The sequence below is a fragment of the Klebsiella sp. HMSC16C06 genome, from assembly GCF_001808325.1.
Classification (GTDB): Bacteria; Pseudomonadota; Gammaproteobacteria; order Enterobacterales; family Enterobacteriaceae; genus Klebsiella; species Klebsiella variicola.
The window spans coordinates 54,510-72,025 of record NZ_KV792989.1; the positions used below are offsets into that span (position 1 = coordinate 54,510).

The 17,516-nt window shown below is 58.2% G+C and carries 15 protein-coding genes and 1 other RNA gene; 10 read left to right on the forward strand and 6 right to left on the reverse strand.

The genetic code is table 11. The features are described from left to right. Nucleotides 1–47: 47 nt before the first annotated feature. From HMPREF3142_RS06840 to HMPREF3142_RS06860, 5 genes are all read left to right on the forward strand, one after another. Nucleotides 48–959 (forward strand): LysR family transcriptional regulator, encoded by a 912-nt coding sequence (locus HMPREF3142_RS06840; protein ID WP_012541385.1) that lies wholly within the window; start codon nt 48–50, stop codon nt 957–959. Between the two features lie 158 nt (nt 960–1,117). Further along, nucleotides 1,118–2,116: a siderophore ABC transporter substrate-binding protein EitA gene (locus HMPREF3142_RS06845; RefSeq protein WP_012967850.1), complete on the forward strand. Its 999-nt coding sequence runs from the start codon at nt 1,118–1,120 to the stop codon at nt 2,114–2,116. Continuing rightward, entirely contained in the window at nt 2,116–3,153 is a 1,038-nt protein-coding gene (locus tag HMPREF3142_RS06850) for a FecCD family ABC transporter permease (RefSeq protein WP_012541383.1), read from the forward strand. Before HMPREF3142_RS06845 ends, HMPREF3142_RS06850 begins: the two co-directional genes overlap by 1 nt. After that, nucleotides 3,153–3,914, forward strand: coding sequence for a siderophore ABC transporter ATP-binding protein EitC (locus HMPREF3142_RS06855; RefSeq protein ID WP_008804455.1), 762 nt, complete (start codon nt 3,153–3,155; stop codon nt 3,912–3,914). Before HMPREF3142_RS06850 ends, HMPREF3142_RS06855 begins: the two co-directional genes overlap by 1 nt. A gap of 56 nt (nt 3,915–3,970) precedes the next feature. Beyond that, nucleotides 3,971–5,158 carry an MFS transporter EitD gene (locus HMPREF3142_RS06860; protein ID WP_176747611.1) on the forward strand — a complete coding sequence of 396 codons (1,188 nt, stop codon included), beginning with the start codon at nt 3,971–3,973 and terminating at the stop codon, nt 5,156–5,158. Nucleotides 5,159–5,242: 84 nt separating this feature from the next. Here the strand turns inward: HMPREF3142_RS06860 and HMPREF3142_RS06865 are convergent, their stop codons facing one another. Together HMPREF3142_RS06865 and HMPREF3142_RS06870 are read right to left on the reverse strand one after the other, a co-directional pair. Then, nucleotides 5,243–6,274: a methionine synthase gene (locus tag HMPREF3142_RS06865; protein ID WP_008804453.1), complete on the reverse strand. Its 1,032-nt coding sequence runs from the start codon at nt 6,272–6,274 to the stop codon at nt 5,243–5,245. 23 nt (nt 6,275–6,297) lie between these two features. Continuing rightward, nucleotides 6,298–7,278: a DUF1852 domain-containing protein gene (locus HMPREF3142_RS06870; protein WP_032730651.1), complete on the reverse strand. Its 981-nt coding sequence runs from the start codon at nt 7,276–7,278 to the stop codon at nt 6,298–6,300. Between the two features lie 608 nt (nt 7,279–7,886). On the opposite strand from HMPREF3142_RS06870, the gene HMPREF3142_RS06875 reads away from it, so the two are divergent. Then, nucleotides 7,887–8,207, forward strand: coding sequence for a hypothetical protein (locus tag HMPREF3142_RS06875; protein WP_012967847.1), 321 nt, complete (start codon nt 7,887–7,889; stop codon nt 8,205–8,207). A 97-nt stretch (nt 8,208–8,304) separates the two neighbouring features. Here HMPREF3142_RS06875 and HMPREF3142_RS06880 read toward each other — a convergent pair whose 3' ends face one another. From HMPREF3142_RS06880 to HMPREF3142_RS06890, 3 genes are all read right to left on the reverse strand, one after another. Continuing rightward, on the reverse strand, nt 8,305–8,553 hold the full coding sequence (locus HMPREF3142_RS06880) for a GlsB/YeaQ/YmgE family stress response membrane protein (protein ID WP_002909014.1): 249 nt from the start codon (nt 8,551–8,553) through the stop codon (nt 8,305–8,307). Between the two features lie 203 nt (nt 8,554–8,756). After that, a complete protein-coding gene (menI, locus tag HMPREF3142_RS06885) occupies nt 8,757–9,167 on the reverse strand; it encodes a 1,4-dihydroxy-2-naphthoyl-CoA hydrolase (protein ID WP_008804450.1) in 411 nt (136 codons plus the stop codon). After that, nucleotides 9,164–12,220, reverse strand: a complete 3,057-nt coding sequence (locus tag HMPREF3142_RS06890) for a D-2-hydroxyglutarate dehydrogenase YdiJ (RefSeq protein ID WP_070611901.1) — start codon at nt 12,218–12,220, stop codon at nt 9,164–9,166. The genes menI and HMPREF3142_RS06890 overlap by 4 nt, the downstream gene beginning before the upstream one ends. A 218-nt stretch (nt 12,221–12,438) precedes the next feature. Here HMPREF3142_RS06890 and ydiK point away from each other — a divergent pair, with 218 nt between their 5' ends. Together ydiK and rprA are read left to right on the forward strand one after the other, a co-directional pair. Then, entirely contained in the window at nt 12,439–13,551 is a 1,113-nt protein-coding gene (gene ydiK / locus HMPREF3142_RS06895) for an AI-2E family transporter YdiK (protein WP_004203114.1), read from the forward strand. Nucleotides 13,552–13,740: 189 nt separating this feature from the next. Continuing rightward, nucleotides 13,741–13,848, forward strand: an RNA gene (rprA, locus tag HMPREF3142_RS06900) — antisense sRNA RprA. An 86-nt stretch (nt 13,849–13,934) separates the two neighbouring features. On the opposite strand, the gene ppsA is transcribed toward rprA, so the two are convergent. After that, a complete protein-coding gene (gene ppsA / locus HMPREF3142_RS06905; protein ID WP_012541376.1) occupies nt 13,935–16,313 on the reverse strand; it encodes a phosphoenolpyruvate synthase in 2,379 nt (792 codons plus the stop codon). 75 nt (nt 16,314–16,388) lie between these two features. Between ppsA and HMPREF3142_RS29335 the strand changes: the two genes are divergently transcribed. Together HMPREF3142_RS29335 and HMPREF3142_RS06910 are read left to right on the forward strand one after the other, a co-directional pair. Beyond that, nucleotides 16,389–16,508 (forward strand): hypothetical protein, encoded by a 120-nt coding sequence (locus tag HMPREF3142_RS29335; RefSeq protein WP_012541375.1) that lies wholly within the window; start codon nt 16,389–16,391, stop codon nt 16,506–16,508. A 144-nt stretch (nt 16,509–16,652) separates the two neighbouring features. Then, a complete protein-coding gene (locus tag HMPREF3142_RS06910; RefSeq protein WP_002909061.1) occupies nt 16,653–17,486 on the forward strand; it encodes a posphoenolpyruvate synthetase regulatory kinase/phosphorylase PpsR in 834 nt (277 codons plus the stop codon). Nucleotides 17,487–17,516 lie beyond the last annotated feature (30 nt).

Consider the following 17,516-nt stretch of genomic DNA (forward strand, 5'->3'; position numbering starts at 1 on the left):
TATCAAATGAAATTGCATACCATCATCGAGCAGCTATACATTTTTGTATGAATACCTCTATTCCCTGGGAGTGGTACCGAACCTTTCTCGCCGTCCTGCAGGAAGGTTCCTTATCGGGCGCATCACGCACCCTGAACATCACCCAGCCGACGGCGGGGCGCCATATTGCCGGGCTGGAGGCCGCGCTCGGCCAGGCCTTATTTACCCGCTCGCAGACCGGCCTGCTGGCGACCGACGCGGCGCTGGCGCTGCGGGTGCACGCCGAGGCGATGGACAATACCGCCCGGGCGCTGGAACGCACGGCGGCTAACTTTAGTCGCGACCGAACCGAACTGCGTGGCGTGGTGCGGGTGGCCGCCAGCGAGGTGGTCGGCGCCGAGGTGCTGCCGCCGCTGGTTGCCCGGCTCAGGCAGGCGTGCCCGAATATCGTCATCGAACTGATGCTCTCCAATCGGTTTCAGGATCTGCTTCACCGGGAGGCGGATATTGCGGTGCGGATGGTCGCCCCGCAGCAGGAGCAGCTTATCGCCCGCCGTCTCGGCAGGATCGAGCTTGGGTTACATGCCACCGCCGCCTACCTGACGCGCCAGGGCCTGCCCGCTACCCTCGACGATCTGGCCAGCCACGCGCTAATTGGTTTCGATAGCGCCACCCCACTTGTTCGCCGGGCCCTGCAGGCTTACCCCCGATTTCAGCGCGAAGCGTTCGCGATGCGGACCGATAGCGACCTCGCCCAGTTGAGCCTGATCCGCGCCGGGGCGGGGATCGGCATCTGCCAGGTGCCCCTTGCGGATGGCATTATTCCCCTGCAGCGAGTACTGGCGGCCGACTTTTCCCTGAATCTCGATACCTGGCTGGTAATGCATGAGGATCTGCGCCACAGCCCTGCCTGTAAGCGGGTATTTGATTTTCTCGCCCAGGGGTTGCAGGCGTATATTCGTGGCCCACTGGCGAGCTGACCCGCCCCATCGCGCGGGCATTTCATTGCCTGCCGAAATAGTCACTCATTGACACTGTAAATATGGCATTGTATAAAACCCCGCCCCAATAATGAGTTTCATTTGCATTACTCCCATTTGCTGGTCATCCACTCGCCTGTTTACAAGGATAGCGTTTAATGAAGAAGGTCCTCTGCGCGTTAGGCTTGATGTTCACCGCCGTCAGTTCCGCGCTGGCAACAACCTACCCCCTGACGATTGAAAACTGTGGCTATCAGGAGACCTTCACCCGGCCGCCGGAGCGCGTGGTCGCGCTGGGGCAAAATACGGTCGAAATTCTGCTGCTGCTCGGGCTGCAAAAGCAGGTGGTCGCCAGCGCCTTCTGGCCGACCAGCGTTTTACCGCAGCTGGCTGAGCAAAACGCGAAGATTAAAACCCTGACGGTGGAAATTCCGAGCCTGGAATCCGTGCTGGCGCAAAATCCCGATTTCGTTCCCGCCCAGTTGCCGCTGCTGCTGGGGCCGGAAAGCAAAGTCGCTAAGCGTGAAGATCTCGCTACCGTCGGCGTAAACAGCTACGTCTCACCGGGGATGTGCGCCACCAAAAAGGCCACCGGCGATATGTACGGCAGCCGGCAAAAGCTGTGGGATATGACCTGGCTGTATCAGGAAATTAGCGATTTTGCTCGCATTTTCAACGTCGAAGATCGTGGTCAGGCGCTGATTGCCGATTTCAAAAAACGTGAAGCCGACCTGCGCCAGGAGTTTGGTAAAAGCAAAAAGGATCTCTCCTTCGTCTTCTGGTTCTCCAGCGCCTCACCTTCGGCCGATGCCTATGTTGGCGGCAAAAACAGCGCCTCCGGATTTATCGCCAGCGTGCTGGGCGGACATAATGCGATTACCTCGGAAACCGAGTGGCCCACGGTGAGCTGGGAGAGCATTATTGCCGCCAACCCGGATGTGATCGTGGTCTCCAGCCTGGATCGTAACCGCTGGGCGCTGGATAAGGCCGAGGAGAAGATCAAATTCCTCAAAAGCGATCCCGCCGTCAGCCAGCTGGAGGCCGTGAAAAAAGGCCATATCGTGGTCATGGACGGTCAGGCGATGAATCCGACCATTCGCACGCTTTATGGCGCGGAACAGGTGGGCGAACAGCTGAGAAAAATGGGGCTGAACTGATGAGCGTCGCCGTGCTTCAGACGCGCCGCAGCATGCTGCTCACCGGCTGGTGTTTACTGGCCGTGATCGTGCTGGCGCTGGTGATAGCGGTGGGCGTCAGCGTCGGCGAGCTGGCCATCCCGCTGCAGAATGTCTTTTACGCTATCAGCAACAGAACCGGCTTAACCGCTGAGCCTCTCAACCGTATCTATGAGAGCGTGATCTGGGATTTCCGCCTCAGCCGCGCGCTGGTCGCCGCCTGCTGCGGCGCAGGCCTCGCTATCTGCGGCGTCGTGCTGCAAAGCCTGCTGAAAAATGCCCTCGCGGAACCCTACGTCCTCGGCGTCTCCGCCGGGGCCTCCACCGGCGCGGTGTCGATCGTGGTGCTGGGCCTTGGCGCTGGCGCGATTTCCCTCTCGGCAGGCGCCTTTGCCGGGGCCTTCGCCGCCTTCGCCTTTGTCGCCTTGCTGACTAATGGCGCGCGCGGCGGCAATGAGCGTACGATTCTGGCGGGCGTTGCCGCGTCACAGTTATTTAACGCCATCACGGCTTACACCATCAGCACCTCCGCCAGCGCGCAGCAGGCGCGCGATGTGATGTTCTGGCTGCTGGGCAGCTTCAGCGGCGTCCGCTGGCCCGAATTCCAGCTGGTCATCGTGGTGGTGCTCGCGGGCCTGGCGGTCTGCCTGTGGTATGCCCGGGCGCTGGATGCATTCACCTTCGGCGATGATGCCGCCGCCTCGCTGGGGATTGCCGTGCCACAGGTACGCCTGATCCTCTTCACCACCGCGGCGCTGATCACCGCCACCATCGTCAGTATGGCCGGCTCGATCGGCTTTGTCGGCCTGGTGGTGCCGCACGTGATGCGCTTCTTCTTTGGCCCGCTACACCGGACGTTGCTGATCGCCAGCGCGCTGGCAGGGGCGATATTGATGGTACTGGCGGACATTGCGTCGCGCCTGCTGATTGCCCCGCAGAGTCTGCCCGTTGGGGTGGTAACCGCCCTGGTTGGGGTGCCTTTCTTTGCCGTGATTATCTACCGCTCAAGGAATAAGTGATGAGTATTTGCGCTGAAAATATCACCTGGAAGGCAGGCAAAAAGGTCATCGTCAATAATGTCTCGCTGCGGGTGTCGCGCGGCGAAACGGTCGGACTGCTGGGGCCCAACGGCTGCGGCAAATCCTCGCTGCTGCGCGTTCTGGCGGGCCTGCGCCGCCCGGATGCGGGTCGCGTCACCCTCGACGGCCAGGACATCACCCGGATGGCGAAAAAGCAGCTCGCCCGCCGCGTGGCTTTCGTCGAGCAACACGGCATGACCGAGGCCAATATGCGGGTGCGCGACGTCGTGCGCCTGGGGCGCATTCCCCACCACTCCCCGTTTTCAAACTGGAGCGCTCAGGATGATGAGGCGATCACCGCCGCGCTGCAGCGGGTAGCGATGCTGGAGAAAAGCGAGCAGGGATGGTTAAGCCTCTCCGGCGGCGAGCGGCAGCGGGTGCATATCGCCCGCGCGCTGGCGCAGAGCCCGAGCGAAATCCTGCTGGATGAGCCTACCAACCATCTGGATATACACCATCAGATGCAGTTAATGCAGTTGATCAGCGAGCTGCCGGTGACCAGCATTGTGGCCATTCACGATCTTAACCATGCCGCGATGTTCTGCGATTCGCTGATCGTGATGCAGCAGGGGCAGATCCTCGCCAGCGGGACGCCGGAGGAGATTTTGTCCGAAGCGCTGCTGTGGGACGTTTTCCGGGTGAAAACCAAAATCGAGATCTCCCCTTACCACGGTAAAAAACACATTCATTTCATCGTTTAGGTTGGGCGGATATGCCTCTCTTCTCCCTGCGCCCTGCGGCAACCCTCTGGCCTCCCGTGTTACTGGGAAGCCAGTTCGTTTTTAATATTGGCTTTTACGCGGTCGTTCCTTTCCTCGCCCTCTTCCTGCGCGACGACATGCTGCTCTCGGGGGGACTTATCGGCCTGATCCTCGGGCTGCGCACCTTCTCTCAGCAGGGCATGTTTATCATCGGCGGGACGCTGGCCGACCGCTATGGCGCTAAGGCCATCATCCTCGCCGGCTGCGTCATTCGCGTCGCCGGTTATCTGCTGCTGGCGTGCGCTACGTCGCTGTGGCCCATTATCCTCGGCGCCTGCCTGACCGGCGTCGGCGGCGCTCTGTTTTCCCCGTCGATCGAGGCCCTGCTGGCGCGGACCGGTACCCACAGCCAGGCCAACGGGAAACGCAGCCGCGCCGAGTGGTTTGCGCTGTTTGCGGTGTGCGGTGAGCTGGGGGCGGTTATCGGCCCGGTGGCCGGAGGGCTGCTGAGCGGGATCGGCTTTCGGCATATCGCCCTCGCCGGCGCGGGAATCTTTCTCCTGGCGCTGCTGGTGCTCTTTTTCTGTCTGCCCGCCGACGGGCACACGACAACAACGCGCAGACGAGTCCCATGGTGGATGCCTTTGCGCCAGCCGCGCTTTGTCGCGTTTATTCTCGCCTACAGCTCCTGGCTGTTGAGCTACAACCAGCTGTACCTCGCCCTGCCGGTGGAGATCCAACGTTCCGGCGGTCGTGAGCAGGATCTGGCGCCGCTCTTTATGCTGGCCTCGCTGTTGATTATCACCCTGCAGCTCCCTCTCGCCCGCGTCGCCCGACGAATTGGCGCCGTGCGCATCCTGCCGGTGGGCTTTCTGCTGCTGTCGGCTTCTTTTGTCAGCGTGGCGTTATTTGCCGCCACCCCGCCCGCCGAAGGCTGGCTGCGATTATTGCCGTCGGCCTGCTTTGTCACGCTGCTCACCCTCGGCCAGATGCTGCTGGTGCCCTCAGCCAAGGATCTGATCCCGCTGTTCGCCGATGAGTCGACGCTGGGCGCCCACTACGGGGCGCTCGCCACCGCGGGGGGTTGCGCGGTGTTAGCCGGAAATTTACTGCTCGGTCATTTGCTTGACCAGGCGCTCACCCCCTCGCCGCAGGCGGTTTATCCCTGGCTTCTGCTGGCGCTGTTTCCGCTGTGCAGTGCCGTCGCCTTGCGGGCGATCTGCCGCCCGCTGGCGGCAACATGACGCTGAGCGGGCAACAGCCCGCTCAGGAGGTGAACCGGCGATGAGTGACACCGCCAGAGGAAGATAACGGGAATGCGCCCCGCCTTACTTTGCCGCCAGCTCGCGGCGAACGATCTCGGCGCCGGCGCTCAGGGCATGCAGTTTGCCGGTCGCGACATGGCGCGGCAGCGGCGCCATACCGCAGTTGGTGGACGGGTAGAGTTTGTCGGCATCGACGAACGCCAGCGCCTTGCGCAGGGTTTCAGCCACCTCTTCCGGGGTTTCGATAGCATGACTGGCGACATCGATCGCCCCGACCATCACCTTTTTACCGCGGATCAGTTCCAGCAGATCCATCGGCACCCGCGAGTTGTGGCACTCGAGAGAGATAATATCGAGGGAGGATTTCTGCAGCTGCGGGAAGGCCTCCTCATACTGTCGCCACTCAGAACCCAGCGTTTTTTTCCAGTCGGTATTCGCCTTGATGCCGTAGCCGTAGCAGATATGCACCGCCGTTTCACACTTCAGCCCTTCGGTCGCTCTTTCTAAGGCGGCGATCCCCCAGTCGTTGACTTCATCAAAGAAGACGTTGAAGGCCGGCTCATCGAACTGAATAATATCGACCCCGGCGGCCTCTAACTCTTTCGCTTCCTGATTAAGGATTTTGGCGAACTCCCAGGCCAGCTTTTCCCGGCTTTTATAGTGGTTGTCATACAGCGTGTCGATCATGGTCATTGGGCCTGGCAGCGCCCATTTGATCGGCTGACTGGTGAGCTGACGCAGATAGCGCGCGTCCTCCACGAAGACCGGTTTCTGGCGCTCCACGGCGCCCACCACGGTTGGAACACTGGCCTCATAGCGGTTACGAATTTTCACGATCTCGCGTTTGGCAAAATCAACGCCGCTGAGGTGCTCAATAAAGGTGGTGACAAAGTGCTGCCGCGTTTGCTCGCCGTCGCTGACAATATCGATCCCGGCACGCAGCTGGTCGTCGAGGGACAAACGCAGGGCATCGCGCTTGCCGGCCAGTAATTCCTCGCTGGACAGTTTCCAGGGCGACCACAGGGTCTCTGGCTGCGCCAGCCAGGACGGTTTCGGTAAACTGCCGGCGGTCGATGTCGGAAGCCATGTTTTCATAATAAGTAGCCTTTTATTTTGGTTTAGCAAAGCGCGAAGTTAGCAGACCATTGCTCAAGCAACGTCTTGTGCGGGTTGATAAAATGTTGTTGTGTAAATTTACCCTGCTCTATCGCCAACAGGCTGCGCTCTTCCCGGTCATAAACAATTTTTGTTAATGAATGATCCAGGTGGTTGAGATTGGGTTGATAGTATTGCCCCGCCGCGGAATTGGCATTGTAGATCTCCGGGCGGTATATTTTCTGGAACGTCTCCATCGTGCTGATGGTCGCGATCAGCTCCAGGCTGGTGTAATCGCTAAGCAGATCGCCGGTAAAATAAAAGGCTAACGGCGCGACACTGTGCTTCGGCATAAAATAGCGCACCTGCAGGCCCATTTTGCTGAAATAGCGCTCCGTCAGCGACACGCCATCCTGAGCATATTCAATGCCGAGGACCGGATGTTCATTACCGGTACGCCGGTAAACATCTTTGCTGGAGACGCTCAGGCAAATCACCGGCGCCTTGCTGAAGCTGGCCTTATAGGCGCTGGATTGCACGAAATCCTTAAAGATATTGCCATGCAGCTCGCCAAAGTTATCGGGCACGCTAAAGCTACCCCGGTTTTTATTATGTTCCAGCAGCAGCACGCTAAAATCATAATCCCGCACATAGGAGGAGAAGTTATTACCGGCGATACCGGCATGGCGCTCTCCGCTCTTTTTATCGACAATATGCGTTTGCAGGATCTCTATCACCGGGAAGCTGGCGCCATCCTGAGCAATATTCATCTCGACAGAAATAATATCCAGTTCCACCGCATAGCGATCGTTATGAGGATTATCCCAGTGCGCCAGGGTATTAAACCGGTTATTCATCATGATTAACGTATTGCGCAGATTTTCCTGACGGTTCTCCCCTCTGGCTAAATTGGCAAAGTTGGTGGTAATACGCGTATTTTCCGCGGGGTTATAGTTTTCATCAAAACGACTGCGCTTAATCGTATAGGTAAATTCGTTAGTCATGGCGATTGTCCATTCTGGTGTTGGGTATGAAGCTGAATGAGCAGATTGCCATTCCACAAGCAACGCGGGGTCAGGCCTGGCGCGCTTCAACCGATAAATGTTGTTGATTCGTTAATGAGTCTATTTTTGCCAGAGTCGGCGGTGGAGGGAAAGCGACTTAAATTCATTGCAACATGAGCCATCCTCATGTTGCTCCGCTGAACGCTGGTTGCAAGGTGTGGAACCGGTCGTGGTCATGGCGCTATGGTCAGGCGCGGGCAACTCAGGCAACGTCTGGCGAATAATCATTTGTCCAGTGAATATATGCCAGGGTACAATCTTTAACCACTATAATACGTGCTTTGACGTCGCCGCCGTGCCGTACCCGTTTGCTGGAGCTTTTGTCGTAAAGAATGATTGTTGATATCAGTATTATGTCGATGTGCATGGCCGTGCTGCTGATTATGAGCGTACTGCTGAACTAAAATGCTTCCCCAATGACACAAGCTCTCATCTGACCTTCACATTCGCGAAGAAAAAAGGAGATTCAGAGGATTCGCGTCGCATGGGATTGTCCCGCCTGCCGCCGCCCTCTACTCTTTTGGTACTTGCTAATCGAGGAATACCAGATGAAAAAAGCTTTGACTGCCCTGTTCGCCATCGCCGCGGTTGCCGCCGCCAGCGCCTTTGCGGCCGATAAAACCGACGTCCCGGCGCCCGCCGTTGATAACGGGGCCCGCCCCCCGCTGGAGATGGGCCGTGGCCCCCTGCCGCCGTTCCCGCCGCAGCTTCCGCCGCACAGACCGGTGCTGTTTTCGGCCACGGTAGCGACCGATACGCCGGCAGAAACCATTAACAAACTGACCGCGCTGATCCCGGCCAGCCCGGCGAAGCACTACGAAGTTCACGTTGAGGTGGTGCCCGTTACCGGGGATGCCGACGGGCAATAGCCCTTGCGCGGGTCGCCTGACCTGGGCACTGCAATAAAAAAAGCTGCCGCTTATCGCGGCAGCTTTGTTAACGAGAATGAAACAGAATGGCAGAGATTTAACTGCGCACTTTCCGGTAGATAAACAGCACGACCAGCGCGCCGATTACCGCGACCACAAAGCTGCCGAAATTAAACCCGTCGACCTTGCCAAAACCAAACAGGGTACTGATCCAGCCGCCAACCACGGCGCCGATGATCCCCAGAATAACGGTCACAATAAACCCGCCGCCGTCTTTCCCCGGCATAATCCACTTGGCTAAAATACCGGCAATAAGTCCAAAAATGATCCAGGAAAGAATACCCATGGTTAACCGTCCTCTTGTTACCTTTAAGCATTTAGTATTGAAAAGAGTAGCATATATAACGCGAGTGGATCGGCAATAATATATTTATTAGATAATTCCTTGCCGCTGCAGGGTGGTCCGTGCGACAAAATCTCTGGTCCTGACAAACCCGTTACCGTTTATTACCCTGAAAAAAGGGAGGCTACTCGCCTCCCGGTCATGGCTTATATTACTGCGGTGGTTAGCCGCGATGAACAGCATAATCGCGACTGTTCGTCGAAGATTTCGATTTGCCAGACCTGATGACGAGTGCCGACATGCAGCGCTTTACAGACCCCCCGCACCCGGCCCCCGCGCGCCGAACGAATGTGGTTGGCGTTAACCTCCAGCCCCACCACCTTCTGTTCGCCTTCGCTGCACAGATAACCCGCTACCGACCCCAGGGTCTCCGCCAGCACCACCGAGGCCCCGCCGTGCAGCAGGCCAAACGGCTGCTGCGTACGGCTATCCACCGGCATCGTGGCCTCCAGCGTATCGTCGGTAAAGGTCTCAAAGCGAATATCGAGCAGCCCTACCATGTTTCCCTCACCGAGCCGGTTGAGCTGCTCCAGCGTGGCCTGACGTTTCCAAATCATCCTATTATCTCCAGTAACGCCTGCAGCGGATGGCGAACGCCGCTGCCTTCAATGCGCTTCACCTGACTGCGGCAGGAGTAGCCCGTCACCAGACAACGGTTACGCGGCAGCCGCTGCATCGCCTGCTGCCAGGAGAGCGCGTAAATGGCCAGCGAGTTGGCATGGTTTTTCACTTCATGGCCATAGGTCCCTGCCATCCCGCAACACCCAACGCTGACGTTTTCCAGTTTCGCGCCAAAGTGGGCAAAAATCTCTGCCCACTGTTTTGTCGCCGCCGGTAGCGCGGTCACTTCCGTACAGTGACCGAACAGGTACCAGGGCTCGCCTCCCTGTTCGGGACGGGCGGCGGTCGTCAACGCCTTCGGCAACCACTCATGGACTAACAGCACCTGGAAATCGCCGCGCTTGTCGCCGAGGGTTTGCTTATACTCATCGCGGTAGCAGAGCACCAGCGCCGGATCGACGCCGACCAGCGGCATGCCAAGCTGCGCCACGCGATTGAGGAAGTCAGCCGTCTTCTGCGCGGTGCGAGCAAAGCGGGTGAGGAACCCTTTGATATGCTGCGCTTTGCCGTTCGGCGAGAATGGCAGCAGCACCGGCTGATAGCCTAGCGCTTCGACGAGGCGAATAAAGTCAGCCACCACCTGGGCGTCGTAGTAGCTGGTGAACGGATCCTGCACCACCAGCACCATCTTCGCTTTCTGCTCAGCGCTCAGCGCTTCGAGCTGCTCCAGCGTCATGTTGGCAGAGCGGTGGCCGGCCATCTGCTGCTTCAGCGACGGCGCCGAAAGCAGCGGCAGATCGACCATCCCGATGTGCTTCTCCGACAGCTTTTTCAGCCACGGCTGGTTAATAAAAAAGTTAAAGGTCTTCGGCGCCTGCGCCATCAGCGGCGCATAGGATTCGACCGAGGCCACCAGATGGTCGCGTACCGGGCGCAGGTAGCGGCTGTGATACAGCTGCAGGAAGCGCGAACGGAACTCGGGCACATCGATTTTGATCGGGCACTGGGTCGAACAGGCTTTGCAGGCCAGACAGCCGGACATCGCCTCTTTGACCTCGTGCGAGAAGTCATATTCCCCTTTACGCGCATGCCAGCTGTTCCGCGTGCGCGCCACCAGCGAACGCAGGCTGACGCCCTGCTCCGGCAGCGCCTTCTCCAGCTGGTTGGGATCGACGCCGCGGTCGGCCAGCAGGCGCAGCCATTCACGCACCAGCGTCGCGCGCCCTTTCGGCGAGTGGATGCGCTGGTTGCTGACTTTCATCGACGGACACATCGGACTCTTGACGTCAAAGTTGAAGCACAACCCGTTGCCATTACACTCCATCGCCCCGCGCCAGCTGCTGCGCACCGCGATGGGGATCTGCCGATCCCAGGTGCCGCGCTTCACCGCATCGACTTTTATCATCGGCGCGTCGACCCCTTCCGGAGGACAGATTTTCCCTGGGTTCAGGCGGTTATCGGGATCGAAGACTGCTTTGATCTTCCTAAGTTCGCCGTACAGCGCCTCGCCAAAGAAGGCCGGGCTGTACTCCGCGCGGAAGCCTTTGCCGTGTTCGCCCCACAGCAGGCCGCCATACTTCGCCGTCAGCGCCACCACGTCGTCAGAGATCTGCTTCATCAGCACCTCCTGCTGCGGATCGCACATATCCAGCGCCGGGCGCACGTGCAGCACCCCGGCATCAACATGGCCAAACATGCCGTAGCTCAGGCCGTGGCTGTCGAGCAGCGCGCGGAACTCGACGATATAATCCGCCAGATGCTCAGGCGGTACGCAGGTGTCTTCAGCGAAAGGAATAGGCTTGGCGGCGCCTTTGGCATTGCCCAACAGGCCGACGGCCTTCTTGCGCATGGCGTAGATCCGCTCTACGCCATCGAGATCGTGACAGACCTGCCAGCCGATGACGCCCGCCTCGCTGCCGGCCATCAGCTCATCCAGCCGCTGGCACAGGGTAGTGACCTGCTGGTCAATCAGCGTAGCGTCATCCCCGGCGAATTCGACGATATTGAGCCCGAGCATCTCTTTATCCGGCACGTCGGTGATCAGTTCGCTTACCGAGTGCCAGACGATATCCTCGCGCGCCAGATTCAGTACCTTGGAGTCGACAGTCTCCACCGACAGCGCTTTCGCCTGCACCATAAAGGGCGCATTACGCAACGCGGAGTCAAAGGAGTCATATTTAACGTTGACCAGACGGCGCACCTTCGGCAGGCGGGTGATATCCAGCCGCGCTTCGGTAATAAACGCCAGCGTGCCTTCCGAACCGGTTAAAATACGGGTCAGATCGAACTCGCTCATCTCATCGTTAAAGACATGGCGCAGATCGTACCCGGTGAGGAAGCGGTTAAGTTTAGGAAACTTATCAATGATCAGTTCACGCTGCGTCTTGCAGCGCTGGTAGACCGTGTTATAGATCCGGCCAATCGTCGATGGGGTGTTGCCCAGCGTCTCCGCCAGCGCTACTGGCACCGCCTGGGTGTCGAGGATATCGCCGCCCATCAGCACAGCTCGCAGACCGAGCACGTGATCCGACGTTTTACCGTACACCAGCGATCCCTGTCCGGACGCGTCGGTGTTTATCATCCCGCCCAGCGTGGCGCGGTTGCTGGTGGAAAGCTCAGGTGCAAAGAAGTAACCATAGGGTTTAAGAAACTGGTTCAGCTGATCTTTGATGACCCCGGCTTCAACGCGCACCCAGCCCTCTTCGGGGTTAATCTCGATGATGCGATTCATATAGCGGGACATATCGACAATAATCCCGCCGTTCAGCGCCTGGCCGTTGGTGCCGGTGCCGCCGCCGCGCGGCGTGAAGACCAGCGATGTAAAGCGCGGTTCGGCGGCGACGCGCGCCAGCAAGGCCACGTCCGCCGTAGAACGCGGGAAAAGGACCGCATCCGGCAGCAGCTGATAGACGCTGTTGTCGGTGGCCATCGTCAGCCTGTCGGCATAGCTGGTGGCGGTATCGCCGGTAAAACCCTGTTGCTCCAGTACCTGCAAAAAATTCAGCACCAGCTGAACTACCCCTGGTGCCTGAGAAATTTGTGGGATCATCACACTTGACCCTGCCTGACTATGTTGTGTTTGAAAATATTGTGTTGGTGCTAACTAAACGTTTGCGTAGCGCATTCAACTTTTTATCACATTTTTTTCATATGCGCCCACGTGTTTTCTGTGCAAAATCAGCCCGGCAATATTATTGATATTATTATCAGTACATGGATTTACGCGGCGCCAGCTTTTTGGCGCGACTGGAAAGGTAAAATTTCTCTATGATAAACCCCCATCAGCCTCGGGACATTCCGCAAATACTGCTGTCGGTGCTGTTCCTGGCCCTGATTATCATATCCTGCCTGTGGGTTGTGCAGCCGTTTATTCTGTCCTTCGCCTGGGCCGGTACGGTGGTGATCGCCACCTGGCCGGTGCTACTGCGTCTGCAGCGCGTGCTGTTCGGCAAACGGATGCTGGCGGTGCTGGCGATGACCCTGCTGCTGTTTTTGCTATTCGTTATTCCTATCGCTCTGCTGGTCAACAGCCTGGTGGATAACAGCGTCCCGCTGATCAAACTTATCAGCAGTGGAAATGTGACGCTGCCGGATTTCGCCTGGCTGAACAGCGTGCCGCTGGTCGGCGATAAGCTGTACTCCGCCTGGCATGGTCTGCTGGATATGGGCGGCTCGGCGATTATGGCCAAGGTTCGCCCCTATATTGGCACTACCACCAGCTGGTTTGTCGGGCAAGCGGCGCACATCGGCAAGCTGCTGGTCTACTGCGGTCTGATGCTGTTGTTCAGCGCGCTGCTCTACTGGCGCGGCGAGCAGGTGGCCTACGGTTTCCGCTACTTCGCTACACGCCTCGCAGCCAAACGCGGCGATGCGGCGGTGCTGCTGGCCGGCCAGGCCGTGCGCGCCGTGGCTCTGGGCGTGGTGGTGACGGCCCTCACTCAGGCGGTGCTGGGCGGGATCGGCCTTGCCATCTCCGGCGTCCCCTACGCCGCTCTGCTGACCGTGGTAATGATCTTTACCTGTCTGGTCCAGCTCGGCCCTTTGCTGGTTCTGGTGCCGTCGATTATCTGGCTTTACTGGAGCGGGGACACCACCTGGGGGACCGTGCTGCTGGTGTGGAGCTGCGTGGTTGGCACCATGGACAACGTCATTCGTCCGGTGCTTATCCGCATGGGCGCCGACCTGCCGATGATCCTCATTCTTACCGGCGTCATTGGCGGACTGATCGCCTTCGGCATGATCGGTCTGTTTATCGGTCCAGTGCTGCTGGCCGTCTCCTGGCGTCTGTATGACGCCTGGGTACACGAAGTGCCGCCGCCGCCGAAAGACCCCGATGTCGTCCTCGAAGAGCTTAGCGAGCTGGAGGCTGGGCGCAAGTAATGCCCTGGCAGGCGGGGAGACCCGCCTGTTTCCTTGCCCGCCTATTGTTAAGCAAAATTTATTGATCGCCGGCAAAGCGCTGGCCCTGAGCGCCATTCCCCTCGCTTTCCTCCCCCGGTCCTTCACAACAATTTAACTATTGAGAGGAATCTGATCGACGGCAAAGGCCCCGCTGCCTACTATTAGCTCACGGTTATAAATCAACACCTTGATTTATAAGCATGGAAATCCCCTGAGTGAAACAACGAATTGCTGTGTGTAGTCTTTGCCCATCTCCCACGATGGGCTTTTTTTTGTCCTGCGCATCGCCACACCGGACAGCCTGCAACAGGCAAAAAAAATCCCCGGCATCGCTGCCGGGGATCGGTGCTGTCAGGGCAAACTTATTTTTTCAGTTCCGCCAGACCTAACCAGGTTTGCACCACGGTATCCGGGTTGAGGGACAGACTGTCGATCCCTTCTTCCATCAGCCAGGCGGCAAAATCTTCATGGTCAGACGGCCCCTGGCCGCAGATGCCGACGTATTTGCCCTGTTTTTTCGCTGCGCGGATCGCCATCGACAGCAGGGCTTTCACCGCGTCGTTGCGCTCATCAAACAGCTCAGAGACCACGCCGGAGTCGCGATCCAGACCGAGCGCCAGCTGGGTCATGTCGTTCGAACCGATGGAGAAGCCGTCGAAGTACTCGAGGAACTGCTCGGCCAGCAAGGCGTTCGATGGGATCTCACACATCATAATGATCTTCAGCCCGTTCTCGCCGCGCTTCAGCCCCTGGCGCTCCAGCTCTTCGACCACCGCTTTCGCCTGGGCGACGGTACGCACAAACGGCACCATCACTTCAACGTTGGTCAGCCCCATGTCGTTACGCACGCGCTTCATCGCTTCACACTCCAGCGCGAAGCAGTCGCGGAAGCTTTCGGAAACGTAGCGTCCGGCGCCACGGAAGCCGAGCATCGGGTTCTCTTCTTCCGGCTCATAACGCTCGCCGCCCACCAGGTTGGCATATTCGTTCGACTTGAAGTCCGACAAACGCACGATGACGCGTTTCGGGTAGAAGGCGGCGCCAAGGGTAGCGATCCCTTCGGTCAGACGGCCGACGTAGAACTCTCTCGGCGAATCGTAGCCTTTCATCAGCTCACGGATTTCGTTCTGCAGGCCCGGCTCCTGGTCGTCAAACTCCAGCAGCGCGCGCGGGTGAACGCCAATCATGCGGTTGATGATAAATTCCAGCCGCGCCAGCCCCACGCCTTCGTTCGGCAGGCAGGCGAAGTCAAATGCACGATCCGGGTTGCCGACGTTCATCATCACCTTCAGCGGCAGATCCGGCATCTCGCCAACGCTGGAGCTCTTGACGCTGAAGTCCAGCAGCTCGGCGTAAACGTAGCCGGTGTCGCCTTCGGCGCAGGAGACGGTCACGTTCTGGTTTTCCTGAATGCGATCGGTGGCATCGCCGCAACCGACCACCGCCGGGATCCCCAGCTCACGGGCGATAATCGCCGCGTGGCAGGTACGTCCGCCGCGGTTGGTGACGATCGCCGAGGCTTTCTTCATGATCGGTTCCCAGTCCGGGTCGGTCATGTCGGTGACCAGCACGTCGCCAGGTTCGATGCGGTTCATCTCGCTGATATCGTGGATCACCTTCACCGGGCCGGCGCCAATGCGGTGGCCGATGGCGCGCCCTTCGGCGATGATCTGCCCCTGAGCGTGGAGGGTATAACGCTCCATCACCTGGCCGCGGGAACGCACGGTTTCCGGACGCGCCTGGACGATAAACAGCTTACCGGTGTGGCCATCTTTCGCCCACTCGATATCCATCGGACGGCCGTAGTGCTTCTCGATCTGCACCGCCTGCTTCGCCAGCTCCTGCACCTCCTCGTTAGTTAACGAGAAAACATCGCGCTGCGCCTGCGGCACATCTTCGATACGCACCTGCTTGCCGTGCTCCTGAGTCGGCGCGTATACCATGCGGATCTTTTTCGACCCCATGGTACGGCGCACGATGGCCGGGCGGCCAGCGGCCAGCGTCGGCTTGTGGACGTAGAATTCATCCGGGTTCACCGCGCCCTGCACCACCATCTCGCCGAGGCCCCACGCCGAGGTGATAAACACCACCTGGTCAAAACCGGACTCGGTATCGATAGAGAACATGACGCCGGAGGAGGCCAGATCGGAGCGGACCATCCTCTGCACCCCGGCGGAAAGCGCCACGCCGCGGTGATCGTAACCCTGATGCACGCGATAGGAGATCGCGCGATCGTTAAACAGTGAGGCAAACACGTGCTTCACGGCAACGAGCACGGCGTCAAAGCCCTGCACGTTGAGGAATGTCTCTTGCTGCCCGGCGAAGGAGGCGTCCGGCATATCTTCCGCAGTAGCGGAAGAGCGCACGGCAAATGAGGCCTCGGCGTCATCGGCGGACAGCAGGTCATAAGCATCGCGAATCGCGTTTTCCAGTTCGCTCTGGAAAGGGGTGTCGATGATCCACTGACGGATCTGCGCGCCCGCTTTCGCTAATGCGGAAACGTCGTCAATGTCGGTTTCATCCAGCAGTGCATAAATGCGCTGGTTAACACCGCTTTGGTCCAGGAACTGATCAAAAGCATCAGCGGTGGTGGCAAACCCGTTAGGCACGGAAACACCCATACCGGACAGGTTTGTAATCATTTCACCAAGGGAGGCATTTTTGCCCCCAACTCTGTCTACATCATTCATGCCGAGTTGGTTATACCAAAGCACCAGCGGTGACGAGCCATTGTTGGACATCGAGACAATCCTTTTGTGATTTAATACCAGTGAAAAAAATTTCACGATCGACTGCAGGATTATCCTGACATATTTATGGGGCTGAAAAAAACGGTGAATCGTTCAAGCAAATTATTTTTTCATTTTTCGGACTGTTCCCGCGATATAGCTAACTTGATGATTTTTAGGAATTATGACGAAAAACGCTGGAAATAACGGCAAAAAGAAGAAAATGAACCACCCTTTTCATAAAAAACAAAAATAGCGTTTCAATTTTAACAAGAGACAAATCAAACAGGGATATGCTTAAATTTAATATCCGTATTCAGGCAATTAAACTCATTATACCGGATGGTCAAAATGGAAAGTGCTGTAGATCGCCACGTATTTTATATTTCTGACGGTACCGCCATTACGGCAGAAGTGCTGGGGCATGCCGTGATGTCGCAATTCCCGGTTGCCATCAGCAGCGTGACTCTGCCGTTTGTCGAAAACATCAGCCGCGCGCGGGCGGTAAAGGAGCAGATCGACGCCATCTACCAGCAAACGGGTATTCGCCCGCTGGTGTTCTATTCCATCGTCATCCCGGAAATCCGCGACATTATTCTGCAAAGTGAAGGTTTTTGTCAGGACATCGTGCAGGCGCTGGTGGCCCCGCTGCAGCAGGAGCTCAACCTCGACCCGACGCCAGTGGCCCACCGTACTCACGGCCTGAACCCCGGGAACCTGATCAAATACGATGCGCGTATCGCCGCCATCGATTACACCCTCGCCCACGACGATGGCATCTCCCTGCGTAACCTCGATCAGGCCCAGGTGATCCTCCTCGGTGTGTCGCGCTGCGGCAAGACGCCCACCAGTCTGTACCTCGCCATGCAGTACGGCATTCGCGCCGCCAACTATCCGTTTATCGCCGACGATATGGACAATCTGGTGCTGCCGGCGTCGCTGAAGCCCCTGCAACATAAGATGTTCGGCCTGACCATCAACCCCGAACGGCTGGCGGCCATCCGCGAAGAGCGTCGGGAAAACAGCCGCTACGCCTCTCTGCGTCAGTGTCGGATGGAGGTGACCGAAGTGGAGGCCCTGTATCGCAAAAATAAAATCCCGTGCCTGAACAGTACCAATTATTCTGTTGAGGAAATTGCGACAAAAATCATGGACATCATGGGGCTGAATCGCAGAATGTACTAACACACTAGTACATTATTAAAAATTTGTTTA